Raw genomic sequence first — 16,794 nt, forward strand, 5'->3', positions numbered from 1 at the left:
CCGCAACATGCACCCCGCGTGCCGCCAGCCACCCGCGCAGCAACGGACATCCCTGCGGCCAGGGCGCGCGCGCGGACTGCTGCTGGCGGCGCTGCTCGCCTGCGGCCTCACCGCCTGCGGCGACGCGACGCGCAACGTCGCCGTCTACCAGAGCGAGGATTTCGCCGCCGACGAGACCTTCTCGCGCCTCTTCGACGCCAGCCCCGAAGCGACCTGCGAAGCGGCCCGGCGCGCGCTGCTCAGCCAGGGCTACCTGCTGACCGCCGTCAAGCCGGATGCGGTCAGCGCCAGCAAGAACTTCCAGCCGCAGGGCGATGTGCATGTGCAGATCGTCTTCAACGTCGTGTGCACCAGCGAGGGCGGCAACGAAGAGCTGGCGACGGCCTACGTCAGCGCCATCGAGGACCGCTACACGCTGAAGAAGAACCCGAACTCGGCCAGCGTCGGTGTCGCCGCCATCGGCTCGCTGTCGATCCCGCTCGGCGCGAACGAGGATTCGCTGGTCAAGGTCGCCAGCGAGACGATCCCCGCCGGGCCGTTCTACGACCGCTTCTTCGCCCTGATGCACCGCAACCTGGCACAGCAGGCAGGTGGGCGGTAGACGGCAGCGGCATCGCCCGCCAGAAACGGGGCCCCTGGCTCGGGTGGGCGCCCGGCTTACCCGGCGCGTGCGCGGATGCGTGCGACCCTGCCGTGGCATTCCCTCTCCGGAGAGCCGCGAGTCGGCGGCGTGATGAGCCCTTACCAGAAAAGCGAGATCCCGGCCCGCTACGAGACGCTGATGGTCCTGCACCATCTGGGGCGGGGCGAACCGTTCATGATGCTGCCGGGAGACGAAGACGGCTACGGCACCCGCTGGACCCTCGGCGGGCAGCAGGTGCAGCCGGCGATCGCGCAGTTCCTGATGCGGCATGCCTTCGTCCGGGATGCCGGGCTGACCGAGTTCGGCGCCCACCAATTGCGCCTGACGCCGACGGGGCGCAGCTTCCATGACAAGGGCCGGCAGTGGTGGGAGGGGCTCGGCTTCTACGACAAGCTCAAGGTCATCGTTCTCGGTTGAACACGCCCGCCACCCGGCGGCCGGCCCCAACCTGCAGTGGTGCCCCGGTCGCGGCCGGCGCCCGCGCCGACCACGACGGCCAGGGCATCAGGAGACGGACGTGCGGATCAGGTGATCGAAGGCGCTCAGCGCGGCTTTCGAGCCTTCGCCCATGGCGATGACGATCTGCTTGTAGGGCACGGTCGTCACGTCGCCAGCGGCAAAGACGCCGGGCAGCGAGGTCTGCGTGCGCGCGTCGATCTCGATCTCGCCGTGGCGCGAGAGCGCCAGTGTTCCCTTCAGCCAGTCGCTGTTCGGCAGCAGGCCGATCTGCACGAAGACGCCCTCGAGGTCGATTCGCTGCGACTCGCCGCTGGCGCGATCGGTGTAGACGAGGCCATTGACCTTCTGCCCGTCGCCAGTGACTTCGGTGGTCAGCGCCTGCGTGATCACGCGGACGTTCGGCAGGCTGAACAGCTTCTTCTGCAGCACCGCATCGGCACGCAGGCTGGCTTCGAACTCGAGCAGCGTGACATGCCCGACGACGCCGGCGAGGTCGATCGCCGCCTCGACGCCCGAGTTGCCGCCGCCGATGACCGCAACCCGCTTGCCCTTGAACAGCGGGCCGTCGCAGTGCGGGCAATAGGCGACGCCATGGCCGCGGTACTGCTTCTCGCCGGGGACATTCATCTCGCGCCAGCGGGCGCCGGTGGCGATGATCACCGTCCGGCTGCGCAGGCTGGCGCCGCTGGCCAGGCGGACCTCGGCAAGACCGTCTTCGCCGGCGGCGATCAGTTGCTCGGCACGCTGCAGGTTCATGATGTCGACCTCGTACTCGCGCACGTGCTGCTCGAGGCCGGCGGCGAGCTTCGGGCCGTCGGTCTCCTTGACCGAGATGAAGTTCTCGATCGCCAGCGTATCGAGCACCTGGCCACCGAAGCGCTCGCTGACGACGCCGGTGCGCACGCCCTTGCGCGCGGCGTAGATCGCCGCCGCGGCACCCGCCGGGCCGCCGCCGACGATCAGCACGTCGAACGGTGCCCGCGCCGAGACCTTCTCGGCCTCGCGCTGCACGGCACCGACGTCGATCCGGCCGACGATCTCCTCGAGCGTCATCCGCCCCTGGCCAAAGTGCTCGCCGTTGAGCAGGACGGTGGGCACGCCCATGATCTGCCGCTCGCTGACTTCCGACTGGAACAGTGCGCCGTCGATCATCTGGTGGCTGATGCCCGGGTTGATCACCGACATCAGGTTGAGCGCCTGCACGACGTCGGGACAGTTGTGGCAGGAGAGCGAGATGAAGGTCTCGAAGTGGAAGCGGCCGGGGATCGCGCGGATCTCGTCGAGCACGCTCGCCTCGGCCTTCGGCGGATGGCCACCGGTCTGCAGCAGGGCGAGGATCAGCGAGGTGAACTCGTGCCCCATCGGGATGCCGGCGAAGCTGATGCGCGCCGCCTCACCGACCCGGCCGACGGCGAACGACGGCCGGCGCACGGCATCGCCGTCCTGGCGGACGCTGACCTTCGCCGACAACTCGGCGATTTCCTGTACCAGCGCGAGCATCTCGCGCGCCTGGTCACTGTCGTCGAGCGACGTGACGAGTTCGATCGGCTGCTGGATCTTCTCCAGGTAGGCGCGCAACTGGTTCCTGATGTTGCTGTCGAGCATGACTCCATTCTCCATTGACGAGTGGCATTGAAAAGGGGCCGCCAAGCTGTGCTTCGCGGCCCCTGTGCATTGGCACCCGCGGCGGCTGCCGGACTGCACGCCCGGCAGCGGCGCGTGCAGCGGCGCTCAGATCTTGCCGACGAGATCCAGCGACGGTGCCAGGGTGGCCTCACCCGGAGTCCACTTGGCCGGGCAGACCTCACCCGGGTGGCTGGCGACGTATTGCGCGGCCTGCACCTTGCGCAGCAGTTCCTTGGCGTCGCGGCCGATGCCGAGATCGTGGATTTCGCAGACCTTGATGACGCCCTCCGGATTGACGACGAAGGTGCCGCGCAGCGCCAGGCCCTCGGTCTCGATCATGACGTCGAAGTTGCGCGTGATTTTGCCGGTCGGGTCGCCGATCATCGGATAGCGGATCTTCTTGATCGTCTCCGACGCATCGGCCCACGCCTTGTGCGTGAAGTGGGTGTCGGTCGACACCGCATAGACTTCGACGCCGATCTTCTGGAAGGCATCGTACTCATCGGCCAGGTCGCCGAGTTCGGTCGGGCAGACGAAGGTGAAGTCGGCCGGGTAGAAAACGACGACGGACCACTTGCCTTTCAGGTCGGCATCGGAAACGGGGACGAACTTGCCATTGTGAAAAGCGGTGGCTGTGAACGACTTGATTTCGGTGTTGATCAAGGACATCGTGAGCTCTCCTTCGAGTTCGGTGGATGAAAAGAAGCGACGGACGAATCGTAGTGCAGGCGGCGGATTGGTTCCAATTGATTCTGGTAATTTCTGCCATAGCCCGGCGCTATCCGGCACGACCGCGGACGACGGGCGCATCCCCTGCGCAAGGAGCAATGGCGGCGGGATCGCGCCAGCGGGACGGACGCGGATTGACGGCCGACGACCATTTCGCCGATACTCGGGGCTCTGCCGATGAGCACGAACCCCCCGCTCGGCAAGGTGATCGCCCGGTCATTCCGGCGCGCCACTTGGCGGTTGACCGGGCCCGGTCCGGGCAGTGGCGCGGCACGCGGCCGTTCGACGCAGGCAACCTTGTTTCAGGATCCGGACCGGTGAATCCCCCTTTCCCTGCACCACCCCTGCCGGCGGGCCTGCCGGCGAACGCCATGGCGGAGCCCTGGCGATGAGCATGGTCGACGTCATCGATGGCGCCAGCTTTCCACGGCTCGAGCCGATCGCCTGCCCGCTCTGCGGCCAATCGAACGCGGCGCGCGTCATCCCCGCCCGCTTCGGCATGCTGACGTCGGTGGCCGAGTGCGCTCCCTGCCGCCTCGCCTACCAGACGCCGCGGCCATCCGAGGAAGCGTCGCGCGCCTACATGAACTGGCGCTGGTCCTCCGGCGACAGCTACGTGACCGATTCGGAGAACAAGCGCCGCGCCGCGCGCGCCAAACTGGAGCACGTGCAGGAAGTGCGCCCGCTGCCTGGCCGGCTGCTCGACTTCGGCGCCGGTTCCGGCGCCTTCGTCCGCGCCAGCCTCGATGCCGGCTGGCAGGCCATCGGCGTCGAACAGAGCGAAGCGGCGATCGCCCGCGCGCGCGAGTACTACGGCGTTGAACTGCAGGCGACGCTGCCCGACGAGGAGTTCGACGTGATCACGATGTGGGACGTCGTCGAGCACCTGCGCGACCCACTCACCGTGTTGCGGATGCTGCACGACCGCCTGCGCCGGGAAGGCGTCCTGCTGCTGGAAACCGGCAATTACGAGAACTGGCGCCGGATCCTCGAAGGGGAGCGCTGGAGCCTCTATCTCCTCGACCACCACTTCTACTTCTCGCCGCACAGCCTGGAGACGGTCGTCACGCGTGCCGGCTTCTCCGCCTTCCGGGTACTCGACGTCGACCACTCGGCGCCCTCGCTGCGCCGCACGCTGACGCGGCCACGCTGGAGCCTGCGTGCCTGGCAGACCTACCTCGCATCGAAGCGCGCCTGGCCCGAGCACGGCGACATCAACGTCATGGTCGCCGCCGCCACCGCCTGAGCGGGCCGCGGGCGGGCAGCGGCCGCAGCCCGCCGGGCGAGCGGTGACCAACCCACAGGGCGGGAGAGGGACTCTTGAAGCCGATCAGACTCTACTGGTGGCAGGGCGAAGGCCGCGATGACCCGACCCGGCAGAATTTTGGCGACTACCTGTCGCCGTTGATCGTCGGCATGGTGTCGGGGCGACCCGTGGTGCACGCGCCGGTCGCCAGCGCCGACCTGCTCGCCATCGGCACGATCCTGAAACGGGAACGGCAGGCCCGCCGGCTCCTGCTGCCGCGCCGCCTGCACATCTGGGGCAGCGGTGCCGGCGACGCCAGCGAACGATTCCCTGGCCGCCACCACTATCACGCCGTCCGCGGCCGCCACACGCTGGCGGCAATCGCCGGCGGCGGCCAGGGTGCCGCGCTCGGCGACCCGGGACTCCTCGTCGGCCACTACTGGAGCGGCCGGCCGCGGCCGCCGAAGCGGTACGCGCTCGGCGTCATCCCGCACTTCGTCGACCAGGACAGCGCCGCCGTCGCCGCGCTGCTGCGCATCCCCGGCGCGCGGCTGATCAACGTCTTCGCGCCGATCGACGACATCCTGCACGAGGTGCTCTCCTGCGCACAGGTGCTGTCATCGAGCCTGCACGGACTGATCATCAGCGACGGGCTCGAGGTCCCGAATCGCCGCATGATCATCTCCGACCACATCCGCTCGACGCTCAAGTTCGCCGACTACTACTCGGCCTTCGGCCTCGCCGAACCCGCCCCGCTCGACGCCCGGCTGCTGCGCGGCAACGAAAGCCCCGAGCGCCTCGTCGGCGACTATCGCCGACCCGACGTCGACAGCCGTTGCGCCGAGCTGCTGCGCTCGTTTCCGGACGTCGTCTGAGCGGTCGTCACGAAATCGTCGCGAGCAGTCGGGGATGCCCGTCTCGACAGGGGAAGTTGAAATCTTCCCGCAACGACACCGGCGACGCTCAGGTCTTCGTCAAGCTCTTCCCAGCGCAGCGCATGTCCATCGACTGCGACCCGGACCTCCTTGAGCTGATCGTCAGACGCCTGGCAAAGAATGCGAAAACGGTCTGCCGGAAAGCCGAATACCCTTCCGTCGGTCAGTTCGAGATAGATGAACCGCTTTTCAGACCAGGCCCTGATGGCTACGGGTTCGGTTTCAGTGATCATGGTATCGCTCGTTCAATGGTCGTTCGTTTTCAAGGCCCAGCCGCTCGATTTCCCGCAAATCCCGGGGCACCAAACCGCGGTTGCCGGCGGAGTACACTGATCGCCCCGACCTGCCGTACCATCGTGTGCTGACAGACAGCGCTCGGCAGGAGACCCGCATGGCCCGCATCATCCCCGACGGCTGGCGCGAACTCTCGGTCACCGGGGGCGCGCAGCGCGAGATCGAAACCCTCGCCCTCCTTGCCGAAGGCCTGCCCGACGCGTATTCGGTGTATCACGCCGTGCACTGGACCGCGACCGAAGGGCGCCAGGCCATTTTCGGCGAAATCGACTTCGCCGTGGTGAACCTCTCCGGCGACATCCTGCTGATCGAACAGAAGAGCGGTTTCCTCGGCGAGACCGCCGCGGGGCTGGTCAAACAGTACCCCGGCCGGTCGAAGAGCGTCCCCGTGCAGATCTCGCGCATGGTCGGCAAGCTGCGCGGCAAGCTCGCCAGCCGCGCCGACATCCCCTCGGTGCACATCGATGCCCTGCTCTACTGCCCGGATTACACGGTCCGCAGCCCGGAAACCGCCGGCCTCGTCCGCGAGCGCATCGTGGACGCCAGCACGCGCGAGCAGCTGTGCCGCATCATCCAGGAACTGCTGCCGGCGCGCGCGAAGACGCCCGCGACGCCGAAAATCGACGCCTTCCTGCGCGACCTGATCCAGCTCGAAACCGACGTCAGCGCGCTGATGGGGCATGCGCGCAACCTCGTCACGCGGGTTTCCGGCGGCCTCGCGCAGTGGGCGCGGCGGCTCGAATTCGCGCCCTTCCGGCTGCGCATCAGCGGCACGGCCGGCTCGGGCAAGACGCAACTCGCGCTGGCGGAATACCGCGCCACCATCGAGGCCGGCAAGCGGCCGCTCTACGTCTGCTTCAACCGCCCGCTGGCCGACCATTTCAAGCGCATCGCCCCGCGCGGCGGCGTCGCCTGCACCTTCCACCAGCTCTGCGACCAGCGGCTGCGCGACGCCGGCAAGAAAGCGGACTTCAGCGCACCCGACGCCTTCGAGCGCCTGCGGCAAAGCGCCGCGGCACTGCCGGTGGACGCCGCCTTCGTCTTCGACACGATCATCGTCGACGAGGGCCAGGACATCTCCGAGACGTGGCGCGATTTCATCTTCCGCCATGCCCGCGCCGATGCGCGCCTCCTCTGGCTGGAAGACCCGATGCAGAACCTCTACGGCCGCCCGCCGACGCCGCTGCCGGGCTGGGTGACGCTGCGCTCGCAGAGCAACTACCGCAGCCCGCGGCCGGTCGTCGAGCTGCTGCGTCGTCTGCTCCCCGGCGAACCCGCGATCGAGGCCGCCTCGCCGATCGCCGCCGACGAGATCGAGTTCCTCGACTATGCCGACACCGCCGGCCTGTTCGCGCGCATCAAGGAAGCCATCCGCATCTGCTACTCGGCGGGCTTCAGGAAGCACGACCTCGCCATCGTCAGCTACCACGGCCGCGAGCGCTCGCAGCTGATGGCCCTCGACCGGCTCGGCCAGACCAGCCTGCGCCACTTCACCGGCAACTACGATCTCTTCGGGCAGCCGGTGTACACGGATGGCGACGTACTGGTCGAATCGGTCTACCGCTTCAAGGGCCAGTCGGCGCCCGCGGTGATCCTCGCCGAGGTCGACTTCGAGGCGCTCGACGACCGGGCGGTGCGCAAGTTATTCGTCGGCGCGACGCGCTGTTCGATGAAGGTGATTCTGGTCGTGCACGAGAGGTCCGCGGCCCGGCTGCTGGAACGTATTGGCTGAGCAATCTTCTGCCGGGAGGCGGTTCGTGCGAGTCCGGCGATAGTGATCCGGCCCGCATCTGCCGGCAGTGGCGATGGACGAAAAGGAGAGCCGCGGGTGGACCACGACGCCCACCGGATCCTACTCCAGGCGCTCAAGCGCGCCCTTGCCGGAGCGGCAGGCCCATATCACAGACTGAAAATTACGCTCATCGGGCGAGTGCCTTCGTGTGACCGGTACTTGAGCTTGCCCATGTACACGAACGGTGCTGCCTTGCCGCCCTTCAGCCTCGTTTCCCGCACGAAGAGGTGAATGCGGATGCCTGACATCTCGTGCTGGATCAGCTCCTGCCCGCGCTTGCTGGTCGGCGTCGTGGCGTTCTGGCTCTGCCAGTGGAAGGTGTTCTCGTCGATCCAGTAGTCGTGAAAGCGGAGTTGAATGGCCTTGCCTTGTTTGTTGAGCGTCACCAGCAGCACGTGGACCTTCTGCTCGTTGAGAACGACATGGCCGGAGTTCCAGTTGCCGGGATTGAAGGTCTCGCCGAACAGGGTCGGAATCTGTTCGCGGTCAAAGCTCTCGCCCAGGACGAAGTCCAGTGGATCGACGACGGCCTTGAGTCGCGCCAGCGTTTTCATCTCGTCGGTGGCAGGGAGGTCTTCGTAGTCGGGATTGTTGGCCTTCAGCATGTAGGCACCGCCGGCCACTTTCCTGACCACGCGCAGCAGATACTGGCTATCGCCACTGACGTCCTGACGTTCGATCGCCATCACGTTGCCGGTGATCGAGCCAGCGCTACTCGGTGTCACGAGTTCAAGAAGGAGGTAGTCACCGTCGCGAATCGGCTGCTTGCCACCGTTCATCGAATCACCTGTGGCGCGCGCGATGAAATGCCTCTGCGGCTCGAGTCGGCCATACTCGACCGGCAGGGCCTTGTACTCCTCGGCGTCGTGTCTGCCGGTGCGAAAGTGACCACAGGCGATCTTGAGGTTCGGGAAGTACGGCAGTTCGACCCGCTCCCTCGTCGTCGGCTTTACGAAGGGGATCACGTTTGGCGGCGTCTCTTGCGCCGCCTGCCGGACCTCGTAGGCTGCGAGGCGGTAGTCGACCAGTTCCTGGAGCATTGCCTCTGCGTCGGCAACCTGTTCGGCGGATACCTCAGCGAGCAGGCGGAACCGATCGCCTTCCAGCTTGAACTGCGCCGCCGCTCGCTCGGCACGATTGCCCCCGAGCCAAGCGTTGATCGGGTTGCCCCGCCAGTAGCCCTGCCACTCCGTCGATCGTCCGTCGGGTAGCGTGCGAAGTGCTTCCGGCAGATCGGCCAGGAACTGGTGCCGCCGGTTCAGGATTTGCCAGGAACGTTCCGCCAGTTGCGGTAGCGGTGGCGGATCCCGCAGTCCATCGAGTTCGAGCAGAGCCTCCAGCGTGACCATCTTGAAGCTCTTCGTCATCGCCGTGGTTTCGATCTCGCGCAACAGCCCGAGTTGAGCACGCAGCACGGCCGCCTGACCGGCCTCGAGATCGCTCATGGCTTCCACCAGTTCGAACCAACTGTCATACTGCCGCCGCATCTCCTGCATGCTGCTGCCGGCGCGGTAATACTCCGCGAGTGTCGGCCGGCGACCAAGGCTCAGGCGTAGTGCCTCGTAGTCCTTCGCCGGCCCGCTGCTGTCGAGCGATTTGAGGAACTCGATGATGCGAAGGTCGTAGTTGACGTAGCAACCCTCGGGCAATTGAAGCCGTCCCGACTCCACATCGCGGGCGAACGCCGCCAGTGCGCGATAGGTCGAGCCGGCAGCGAACAGCGCCTGCGGCTTCTGCAAGAAAGCCAGATGGTTGCCGATAAAGTCGAGTACCACGAGGTGCGACTTGCCTTCGTCGCGCCTCAACCCACGGCCCAACTGTTGCAGGAACAGGATCTTGGACTCTGTCGGGCGAAGCATCATGACCGTGTCGATGCTGGGCAGGTCAACCCCTTCATTGAACAGATCAACCGAGAAAATGACCTGCAGGCGGCCGGCACGCAAACCCTCCAACGCTTCGGCACGGCCCATCTGCGAACCAGCGTACACCGCCGCGGCCGCTACCCCGGCCTTGTGGAACTGCTCCGTCATGTAATCCGCGTGACGCGTCGACACACAGAAGGCCAGCGTGCGTTGCTGAGCACGGGCGCGCCATTCCTTGTGAACATGGCGAGCGCGCGCCAGCGTGGCCAGTTTGTGCGCCAGTTGCTCCGGGTCGAAGCGGCCGTTGCGCCAGGGCAACTCCCGGTAGTCGACCGAGTCGTCCAGGATGCCGTAGTAGTGGAACGGGGCGAGGCGACCGGCTTCGATGCCCTCGAACAGGCCGCAGGTGAAGACCAGGTTGTCGTCGCACAGCGACAGGATGTCGGACTGGTCCGTTCGGTCTGGCGTCGCCGTTAGCCCCAGCAAGAAGGTCGGCCGGAAGTGAGCGAGCAGACGCCGATACGTCGGCGCCTCGGCGTGATGAAATTCGTCGACCACCAGGTAGTCGAAGTGCCGCGGGTTGAAGCGCTCCAGATGCACGGCACGCCCCAGGGTCTGGACCGATGCGCAGAGCACGTCGGCATCCACGTCGCGGCCCAGACCGGTGTAGAAACCGATCCGACTGCTGGGGCGAATACGCAGGAAGGTCTGCGCCGCCTGGCTGAGAATCTCCTGCCGGTGCGCAACGAACAAGACCCTGCGCGCCCTCGTACGATCCACATCAAAGGCCGCCAGCCAGGTCTTGCCAAGGCCCGTCGCGAGCACCACGAGGCCGCGCCCGAAGCCTTCGGCGCGCGTGTTGGCCAGCGCTACGAGCGCCCGTTCCTGGATTGCGTATTCCACGGCAAACTGGACACCGATTCCACGGCAAACTGGACAGTGATTCCACGCCAAACTGGACACCGATTCCAGGGCAAACTGGACAGTCATTTGTCGTAAAGTAGCGCGCGGGATAACTGTGGCACCCTCGGTCACTTTGCCGAGGCCCACATGGCGAATACCAGGTTATCCATGCGCAAGATTATTGACGTTTTGCGGCTGTCCCACGAGGGTGGCCTCAGCCATCGCGAGATCGCCCGAGTGGTCAAGAGCTCGCCGACGACGGTCGGCGAGATCCTGCGCCGGGCGAAGCTCGTCGGCGTGACTTGGCCGCTGCCGGCAGGTGTGAGCGAGCTGTGGCTGGAGGCGCAGCTCTACCCGCCGGTGGCGCCGTCGAGCCAGAGCCGTCCCGAACCCGATTGGCCGTCCGTCCACCGCGAACTGCGGCGCAAGGGGGTCACGCTCGACCTGCTGTGGCAGGAATACAAGGCCGAGCATCCGTCGGGCTACCACTACAGTGGCTTCTGCGCCCATTATCGGCGGTGGGTCGCCCGGCTCTCGCTCAGCCTGCGCCAGACGCACACCCCGGGCGAGAAACTGTTCATCGACTACGCCGGCCCGACCGTGCCGATCACCGACGCGATGACCGGGGAAATTCGCCAGGCGGCGATCTTTTTGGCCGTCCTGGGCGCCTCGAGCTACACCTACGGCGAAGCTACCTGGAGTCAGAGCCTGCCCGACTGGATTGGCAGCCATGTGCGCACCTTCGAGCACCTCAATGGTTGCACGGCTCTGTTGGTCCCAGACAATCTCAAGAGCGGGGTCACCACCCCCTGCTTCTACGACCCCGAACTCAACCCGACGTACCGCGACTTGGCCACCCACTATGGCACGGCGGTCCTCCCCGCCCGACCGCATCGCCCGAAAGACAAAGCCAAGGTCGAGGCAGCCGTGCTCCTGGTCGAGCGCTGGGTTCTGGCCCGCCTGCGGCATCAAACGTTCTTCAGCCTGGATGAACTGAACGGCCGCCTGGTCGAACTGATGGCGGCGCTCAATAGCCGTCCGTTCAAGAAGTTACCGGGCTGCCGTCAGTCGGCCTTCGGCGAAATGGACCGGCCCGCCTTGCGGCCTTTGCCGCTCACGCGTTACGAGTTTGCCGAATGGAAAGTGGTCCGGGTCGGCATCGACTATCACGTCGAGGTGGTTGGCCACTACTACTCGGTGCCCTACCGCTTTGCCCGCGAGAAGGTCGACAGTCGGCTGACGGCGACGACCATCGAACTGTTTCACCGCGGCGTGCGCATCGCCAGCCATGCCCGGAACGACGCCCGTGGTCGGCACACCACGGTTGATGCGCACATGACCCCGGGCCACCAAGCGGTCCTCGGCTGGAATGCGCCCCGACTGCTCGACTGGGCGGGGCGGATCGGGCCGCATACCGCTGCGGTCGTGCAGAGCCTTCTGCACCAGCGCCGACATCCGCAGCAGGGTTACCGGGCGTGCCTGGGTATCCTGCGCTTCGGCAAGACCTACGGCGACGATCGCCTGGAAGCCGCCTGCGAACGGGCCATCGCCATCGGCGCGACGTCCTACAGCAGCCTGAAATCGATCCTGAAGAACGGTCTGGACCAGAAGCGCGTCGTCAGCGCCCCGGCCCAGACCTGTCTGCCCGTCGAACACGCCAATCTGCGTGGCCCCGATTACTACCACTGAACGAGACTTGCCATGCTCAACCATCCGACCGTCGATAAACTCCACCAACTGCGTCTCTCCGGCATGGCTCGTGCCTTGGCCAGCCAGGCACAAACCCCGGACATCGGCCAACTGTCGTTCGAGGAGCGCCTCGGCTTGCTCGTCGACAGCGAGGCCGCCGACCGTGAGTCGCGGCAGAACGCCGCCCGTCTGAAGCGGGCCCGACTCAAACAGGCCGCCACGCCAGAGGATGTCGACTATCGGCATCCGCGCGGTCTCGACCGCGCGCTGTTCGCTCGTTTGATGACCGGCCGCTGGGTGTGCGAGCACCAGAACGTCCTGCTCTGCGGTCCGACGGGCATCGGCAAGACCTTTCTCGCCTGCGCGCTCGCCAATCAGGCGTGCCGACAGGGTCATTCGGTGCTTTATGTGCGTTTGACCCGACTCCTGCCGACCCTGGCCATCGGCCGCGGCGATGGCAGTTACTTCAAGTCCCTGGCGCAGATCGCCAAGACCGAGGTCCTGGTCATCGACGAGTGGGCGCTGGCGCCACTGACCGACGAGAGCCGTCGCGACCTCCTGGAGATCTTCGACGACCGCCACGGTACCCGCTCGACGATCATCACCAGTCAGTTGCCGGTCAAGCACTGGCATGCCTCGATCGGCGATCCAACGCTTGCCGACGCGATCCTCGACCGCCTGGTGCATCAGGCGCATGTCCTGGATCTCGATGGCGAATCGCTGCGCAAGAACGCCAAACCCGAATGAACCTCCGAGCCAGCCAGACGAGTTATCCACCGCCGCCCGCCAGCCGTCCAGCTATAGAAGGAGCGCCGTCTGGCGGGCGCCCGTGGATAACTCTGCGCGTTGCTCCTCCAGGCGCCAGGCACTCCACCGCCTGCGCCTCGATTGCAATCACTGATACCAGAAACAGCGTCGAGGGGGGCCCGAAATCGTTGCGGAGAAACGAATCCGGCCTCTACCGACAGGTGAAAAAAAGCCCAAAGACATTTATTCGGACGAGCTAAAAACTTGACCCGAGCAAGCGTCTTGGAGTACAACCGATCCACCCCGCGTCGCTACGCTCCGACTGTCCAGTTTGCCGTGGAATGAGTGTCCAGTTTGGCGTGGAATGAGTGTCCAGTTTGCGTGGAATACACACTGGATCTCGGTCGGAATCGGCGGTGGCTCCTGTTCAGTGCTACCGGGCGCAACGGCACGCGGCAGCGGAACGCGGCGCTGCTCGTAGCGCTCGACCCAGTCCGCAGTCAGCGGCAACGACCGCCGGTGGGCAAAGAGTTCTTCGAACTTGCGCCGCGCTTCGAGGAAGCCGTCATCACCAGGGTAGCTCGCACGGTAGTTCCACTCCAGGCCGTCGGTCAAAGCCTGGCGGCTGATGTTGCTGGAACCGACAAATGCCGTTCCCTCGGCGATCCCGCCATCCGCGGCGCTGGCGAAGAGGTAGGCTTTGAGGTGGAAGCTCGCGTCCCCAACCTCGAACACGCGCGTATCGGCGCCCTGCTCCTGGAGCAGCATGAGGAGGCGCAGCGCCTCCGGGTCGGTGACGTCCAGGTAGTCACTGGTCAGGATGCGCACACAACAGGGCGTTTGCCGGGCATCCTCTGCCGGCGACAGCGCTACCAGCAGATCGGGCATCAACAAACGCAAACCCGTGGTCTTGACGAAAGCCACGGCGATATCGATTTCGCTCGCCCGGCCGATGGACTTCAACAAGTGCGGGAGGAAGGGGTCGTCGCCACCCGTGATCAGCTTACCGACCGGCCTCTCGGCGCGGCAAACCAGCCCATTGACCCATCGATCTTCCCGCCCCGGCCGACGGTCAGCGGTGATCCACGACTCGATCGAAGCCACATCGGGCAACTGATCAAACCAGACCTTGAGCATCTCGTCGTCCGCGTCGGTGAAGTGGCGCCCTTCGTGCTCACGTTCGCCGCGTCCAAGCTTGAAACTCAGGTAAAGGCAGCCACCGGGCCGCAAGGCACGCCACAACCGCCCGAGCGTATCGGGCATCTGCGCGAGCGAGACATGCAATAAGCTGGCGCAGGCCCAAATGCCGTCGTAAGCGCCGACTTCGCCGACATCGGTGAAACCGCGCACCTCCACTTCGAAACCGCAGTGCTCAGCCGCCAACGCCGCCAGCGCCGGGGATGCATCGAATGCGGTCACCCGGTAGCCTCGATCCCGGAAGGCCCGGGCATCACGCCCCGACCCGCACCCGGCGTCAAGAATGGTCGCCCCTACAGGCAACTTCGCCAGAAAGACCTCATACAGCGGCGAGATGTCGACACTGACGGTCGCGTCGAAGAACTCTCGGGCGTGACCGTCGTAGTACGAGGCGTTATCGGAGGTCAAATCTGTGGCTTGCGGTAAGTGGGGAGGCTGGTCAGCCACCGGTTCGATTCGGCGAGATGAGCTTGTCGAGGCGTTCATCGACCGGAGGAGAGAAGCGGCGTTGGGGACGAGCTTAGCGCAGGAAAGGGCTGGTTGCCAGAGCTGCTGAGTGCGGGAACCGTCCGAACAACGGGCGGCAGGCCACAGTCGAGACGGGCGGCGGCAAGGCGGGCAAGCGAGAGCGGCGCGGCCTGCTGGGGCGCCCAACTGGGCGTGGCGCTACTCGAGGCTTCGGACCTTCCTCGCGCCTCGGCGGCAAGCGCCTCTGGCGACGGGTGACGAAGAACTTGCCTGGTACGCTCACGAGGCCGTTGGCGACGGCCCTCAACGCGTGCTCGCCCGGCTGGCCGCTCCCGCGCATGAGCGGCCACTCAGCGCGGGTGACTTGATGACGGCAAACGACCCATAGCGGCCTCATGACATCCCAAAGCCATCCGACCGCTTCATGCGGCTTTGCCGCCTTCCGGCATAGACTTCTGCGTCAATGGATTGATCAACGAATTTCTGCGCTGTTTGGGTTGCCCGGCAGGACAGGGACGGAGGTACTGATCTCATCAAGATAAGTCCATCCAGGCCCTTTGAGTCCTCGATGCAACAGACCTATACCCGCCGCAAGGCGAACGCCTGCGTGGCCTTGGAAGCGCCATCGAGATTATGCTCAAGTGCTAAGTTGTGCGGATGGCGGCAGAGCCAGTGGATTTCCCATTCTTGGTTAATATCGTGCGATCGACAAATCGACTGATTTGCTCAAAGATATCCCGATATTTTGTCGTTACAGTTTGCTTGCAGCTCCGAATAGCGCTATCGACCAACTATCTGCGCCAATCTTCTTTCGAATTTGTACTGCACCAAGTCCTGTATCGACTCGGCGCACCTTAGTACAAATGTCGTTGAGCCGTTTAAGTTGATCGGAATCGATGGCCGGCTTTCGGCTTGCGCCAGAGCAGATGTATGCTTGGTTGGTGCGCGCCCTTATTCTGGCCTTATCGTCGTCGGTCGGAAGGTTGTGGCGGCCGAAAATAAACGGGGTTATGCAAGCGACGGGGTTTTTGGTAAGCAAAGTGGTCCAAATATGGTCACTGTCGCCTGATTTCGAGCCGTGGTGAGAGACCTTATAAGCGCCGGCATTCTTTTTCTTGAGCGCCCAGTCATCAGCAACCATAGCTGACCAACCCCATACCTTGTTGTCTTCCAAATCGGCACCCAACAAGACGGCGTCGCCACCTCCAAAATCGAGATGCAGCACTATCGCAGCAGCATTAGGAGATGGCTCGGGAGGAGCTTTGTTGATGGGTTGATCCTTTTTTACTAGATACTGCGCAAGGTGGGCGGCAGCTTTCTGGTTGGCGGCAGGAAGCGGTGAAAGTGCTGAAACTTTCACGTTTTGCCCGTTTATCTTCTCGTCAACGAGATACGTCTGGCTCTGGGTCGGTTTGACCCGTCTCTTGCCATTTAGCTCTTGCAATACGGAAACAAGCTCTTTCGTTCCATCTGTTTGGCCGGGGGCAATTCGGCCGCTGTAAGTCGCGAGAAAGGCGAGCGCTTCTTTCTCACGCAACACCCCGGAAACGAAAAAGTCAGCTTCTATATAGGTCCGCGCGAGCTGGCTGATTGCACGAACATGGTCGTCATGCCAGTGCGTTGCGACAATAGCGCGGACTCTATCTTTTTGTACACCCAGTGCGGTCAGGTATTCCGCGCTTGCCGGAGCAGAACCATTTTCGGAAACGCATGAATCGACAAGAATCCAGTTGTCTTCACCGAGGTGGACGACGACAGCTTCACCTAAACCCGGACCGAATACTGTAACCTCTATTTCGTCTGCCGCGGGTGGGGGGCCGTAGTCAATCATGCGCCGGATCGTCAAATTTCAGCGAAACCTGCTTTAAGAAGATCAGCATCTTCTTGAATACGGCGAATCTGCGAACTCGACCAAGAAGGCAGCCTTCGAAAACGAATCTCCTGTGCATTGCGCACTGTGGTACGTTCAGATTGCTTGTAGAGCGTAAGGTAGAAAACAGCCCCCGGCATGACTAGGGGAATATCCTGATCCGGCACCCATTCCAATGAAATCGTGGCCACGTGACGAGGCAGCTGGCCAATCTTGGCTTCGAGTAGAACGTCCATCGACCCCAATTCACGATCTACCGACATCACCGTTCCTTCCCAGATCTGGATCGGCAATGAATCTGCACTCACACTCCGCCGGCGAACTGCCTCTACCG

At 64.7% G+C, this 16,794-nt stretch carries 12 protein-coding genes and 2 pseudogenes; 7 read left to right on the plus strand and 7 right to left on the minus strand.

The window, feature by feature from the left end; genetic code table 11:
• Nucleotides 1-7 precede the first annotated feature (7 nt).
• On the plus strand, nucleotides 8-601 hold the full coding sequence (locus V5B60_RS03515) for a DUF2242 domain-containing protein (RefSeq protein ID WP_332345645.1): 594 nt from the start codon (nucleotides 8-10) through the stop codon (nucleotides 599-601).
• Between the two features lie 132 nt (nucleotides 602-733).
• A complete protein-coding gene (locus V5B60_RS03520) occupies nucleotides 734-1,060 on the plus strand; it encodes a hypothetical protein (RefSeq protein WP_332345646.1) in 327 nt (108 codons plus the stop codon).
• An 87-nt stretch (nucleotides 1,061-1,147) separates the two neighbouring features.
• Here the strand turns inward: V5B60_RS03520 and ahpF are convergent, their stop codons facing one another.
• The gene (gene ahpF, locus V5B60_RS03525) at nucleotides 1,148-2,707 is read right to left on the minus strand and encodes an alkyl hydroperoxide reductase subunit F (protein WP_332345647.1); all 1,560 of its coding nucleotides are present in this window, start codon (nucleotides 2,705-2,707) and stop codon (nucleotides 1,148-1,150) included.
• 126 nt (nucleotides 2,708-2,833) lie between these two features.
• Complete coding sequence (gene ahpC / locus V5B60_RS03530; protein ID WP_332345648.1) at nucleotides 2,834-3,397, minus strand: alkyl hydroperoxide reductase subunit C; 564 nt, start codon at nucleotides 3,395-3,397, stop codon at nucleotides 2,834-2,836.
• A gap of 448 nt (nucleotides 3,398-3,845) precedes the next feature.
• Here ahpC and V5B60_RS03535 point away from each other — a divergent pair, with 448 nt between their 5' ends.
• Both V5B60_RS03535 and V5B60_RS03540 read left to right on the plus strand, forming a co-directional pair.
• Nucleotides 3,846-4,703, plus strand: a complete 858-nt coding sequence (locus V5B60_RS03535) for a class I SAM-dependent methyltransferase (RefSeq protein WP_332345649.1) — start codon at nucleotides 3,846-3,848, stop codon at nucleotides 4,701-4,703.
• A gap of 74 nt (nucleotides 4,704-4,777) precedes the next feature.
• A complete protein-coding gene (locus V5B60_RS03540; RefSeq protein WP_332345650.1) occupies nucleotides 4,778-5,578 on the plus strand; it encodes a polysaccharide pyruvyl transferase family protein in 801 nt (266 codons plus the stop codon).
• Nucleotides 5,579-5,628: 50 nt separating this feature from the next.
• Here V5B60_RS03540 and V5B60_RS03545 read toward each other — a convergent pair.
• Nucleotides 5,629-5,871: pseudogene (locus tag V5B60_RS03545) on the minus strand (DUF2442 domain-containing protein); the annotation flags it as partial.
• A 158-nt stretch (nucleotides 5,872-6,029) separates the two neighbouring features.
• Here V5B60_RS03545 and V5B60_RS03550 point away from each other — a divergent pair.
• A complete protein-coding gene (locus tag V5B60_RS03550) occupies nucleotides 6,030-7,664 on the plus strand; it encodes an ATP-binding domain-containing protein (RefSeq protein ID WP_332345651.1) in 1,635 nt (544 codons plus the stop codon).
• Nucleotides 7,665-7,831: 167 nt separating this feature from the next.
• Here the strand turns inward: V5B60_RS03550 and V5B60_RS03555 are convergent.
• Nucleotides 7,832-10,477, minus strand: a pseudogene (locus V5B60_RS03555) (DUF3427 domain-containing protein); the annotation flags it as partial.
• 159 nt (nucleotides 10,478-10,636) lie between these two features.
• Here V5B60_RS03555 and istA point away from each other — a divergent pair.
• Nucleotides 10,637-12,178, plus strand: coding sequence for an IS21 family transposase (gene istA / locus V5B60_RS03560; RefSeq protein WP_332345653.1), 1,542 nt, complete (start codon nucleotides 10,637-10,639; stop codon nucleotides 12,176-12,178).
• 12 nt (nucleotides 12,179-12,190) lie between these two features.
• Complete coding sequence (gene istB, locus V5B60_RS03565) at nucleotides 12,191-12,925, plus strand: IS21-like element helper ATPase IstB (RefSeq protein WP_332345654.1); 735 nt, start codon at nucleotides 12,191-12,193, stop codon at nucleotides 12,923-12,925.
• 243 nt (nucleotides 12,926-13,168) lie between these two features.
• Here the strand turns inward: istB and V5B60_RS03570 are convergent, their stop codons facing one another.
• From V5B60_RS03570 to V5B60_RS03580, 3 genes are all read right to left on the minus strand, one after another.
• Entirely contained in the window at nucleotides 13,169-14,530 is a 1,362-nt protein-coding gene (locus V5B60_RS03570; RefSeq protein WP_332345655.1) for a methyltransferase domain-containing protein, read from the minus strand.
• 811 nt (nucleotides 14,531-15,341) lie between these two features.
• On the minus strand, nucleotides 15,342-16,421 hold the full coding sequence (locus V5B60_RS03575) for an MBL fold metallo-hydrolase (protein ID WP_332345656.1): 1,080 nt from the start codon (nucleotides 16,419-16,421) through the stop codon (nucleotides 15,342-15,344).
• An 11-nt stretch (nucleotides 16,422-16,432) separates the two neighbouring features.
• Nucleotides 16,433-16,753, minus strand: a complete 321-nt coding sequence (locus V5B60_RS03580; protein ID WP_332345657.1) for a hypothetical protein — start codon at nucleotides 16,751-16,753, stop codon at nucleotides 16,433-16,435.
• Nucleotides 16,754-16,794 lie beyond the last annotated feature (41 nt).

Source organism: Accumulibacter sp. (assembly GCF_036625195.1).
In the GTDB taxonomy this organism is placed as follows: domain Bacteria; phylum Pseudomonadota; class Gammaproteobacteria; order Burkholderiales; family Rhodocyclaceae; genus Accumulibacter.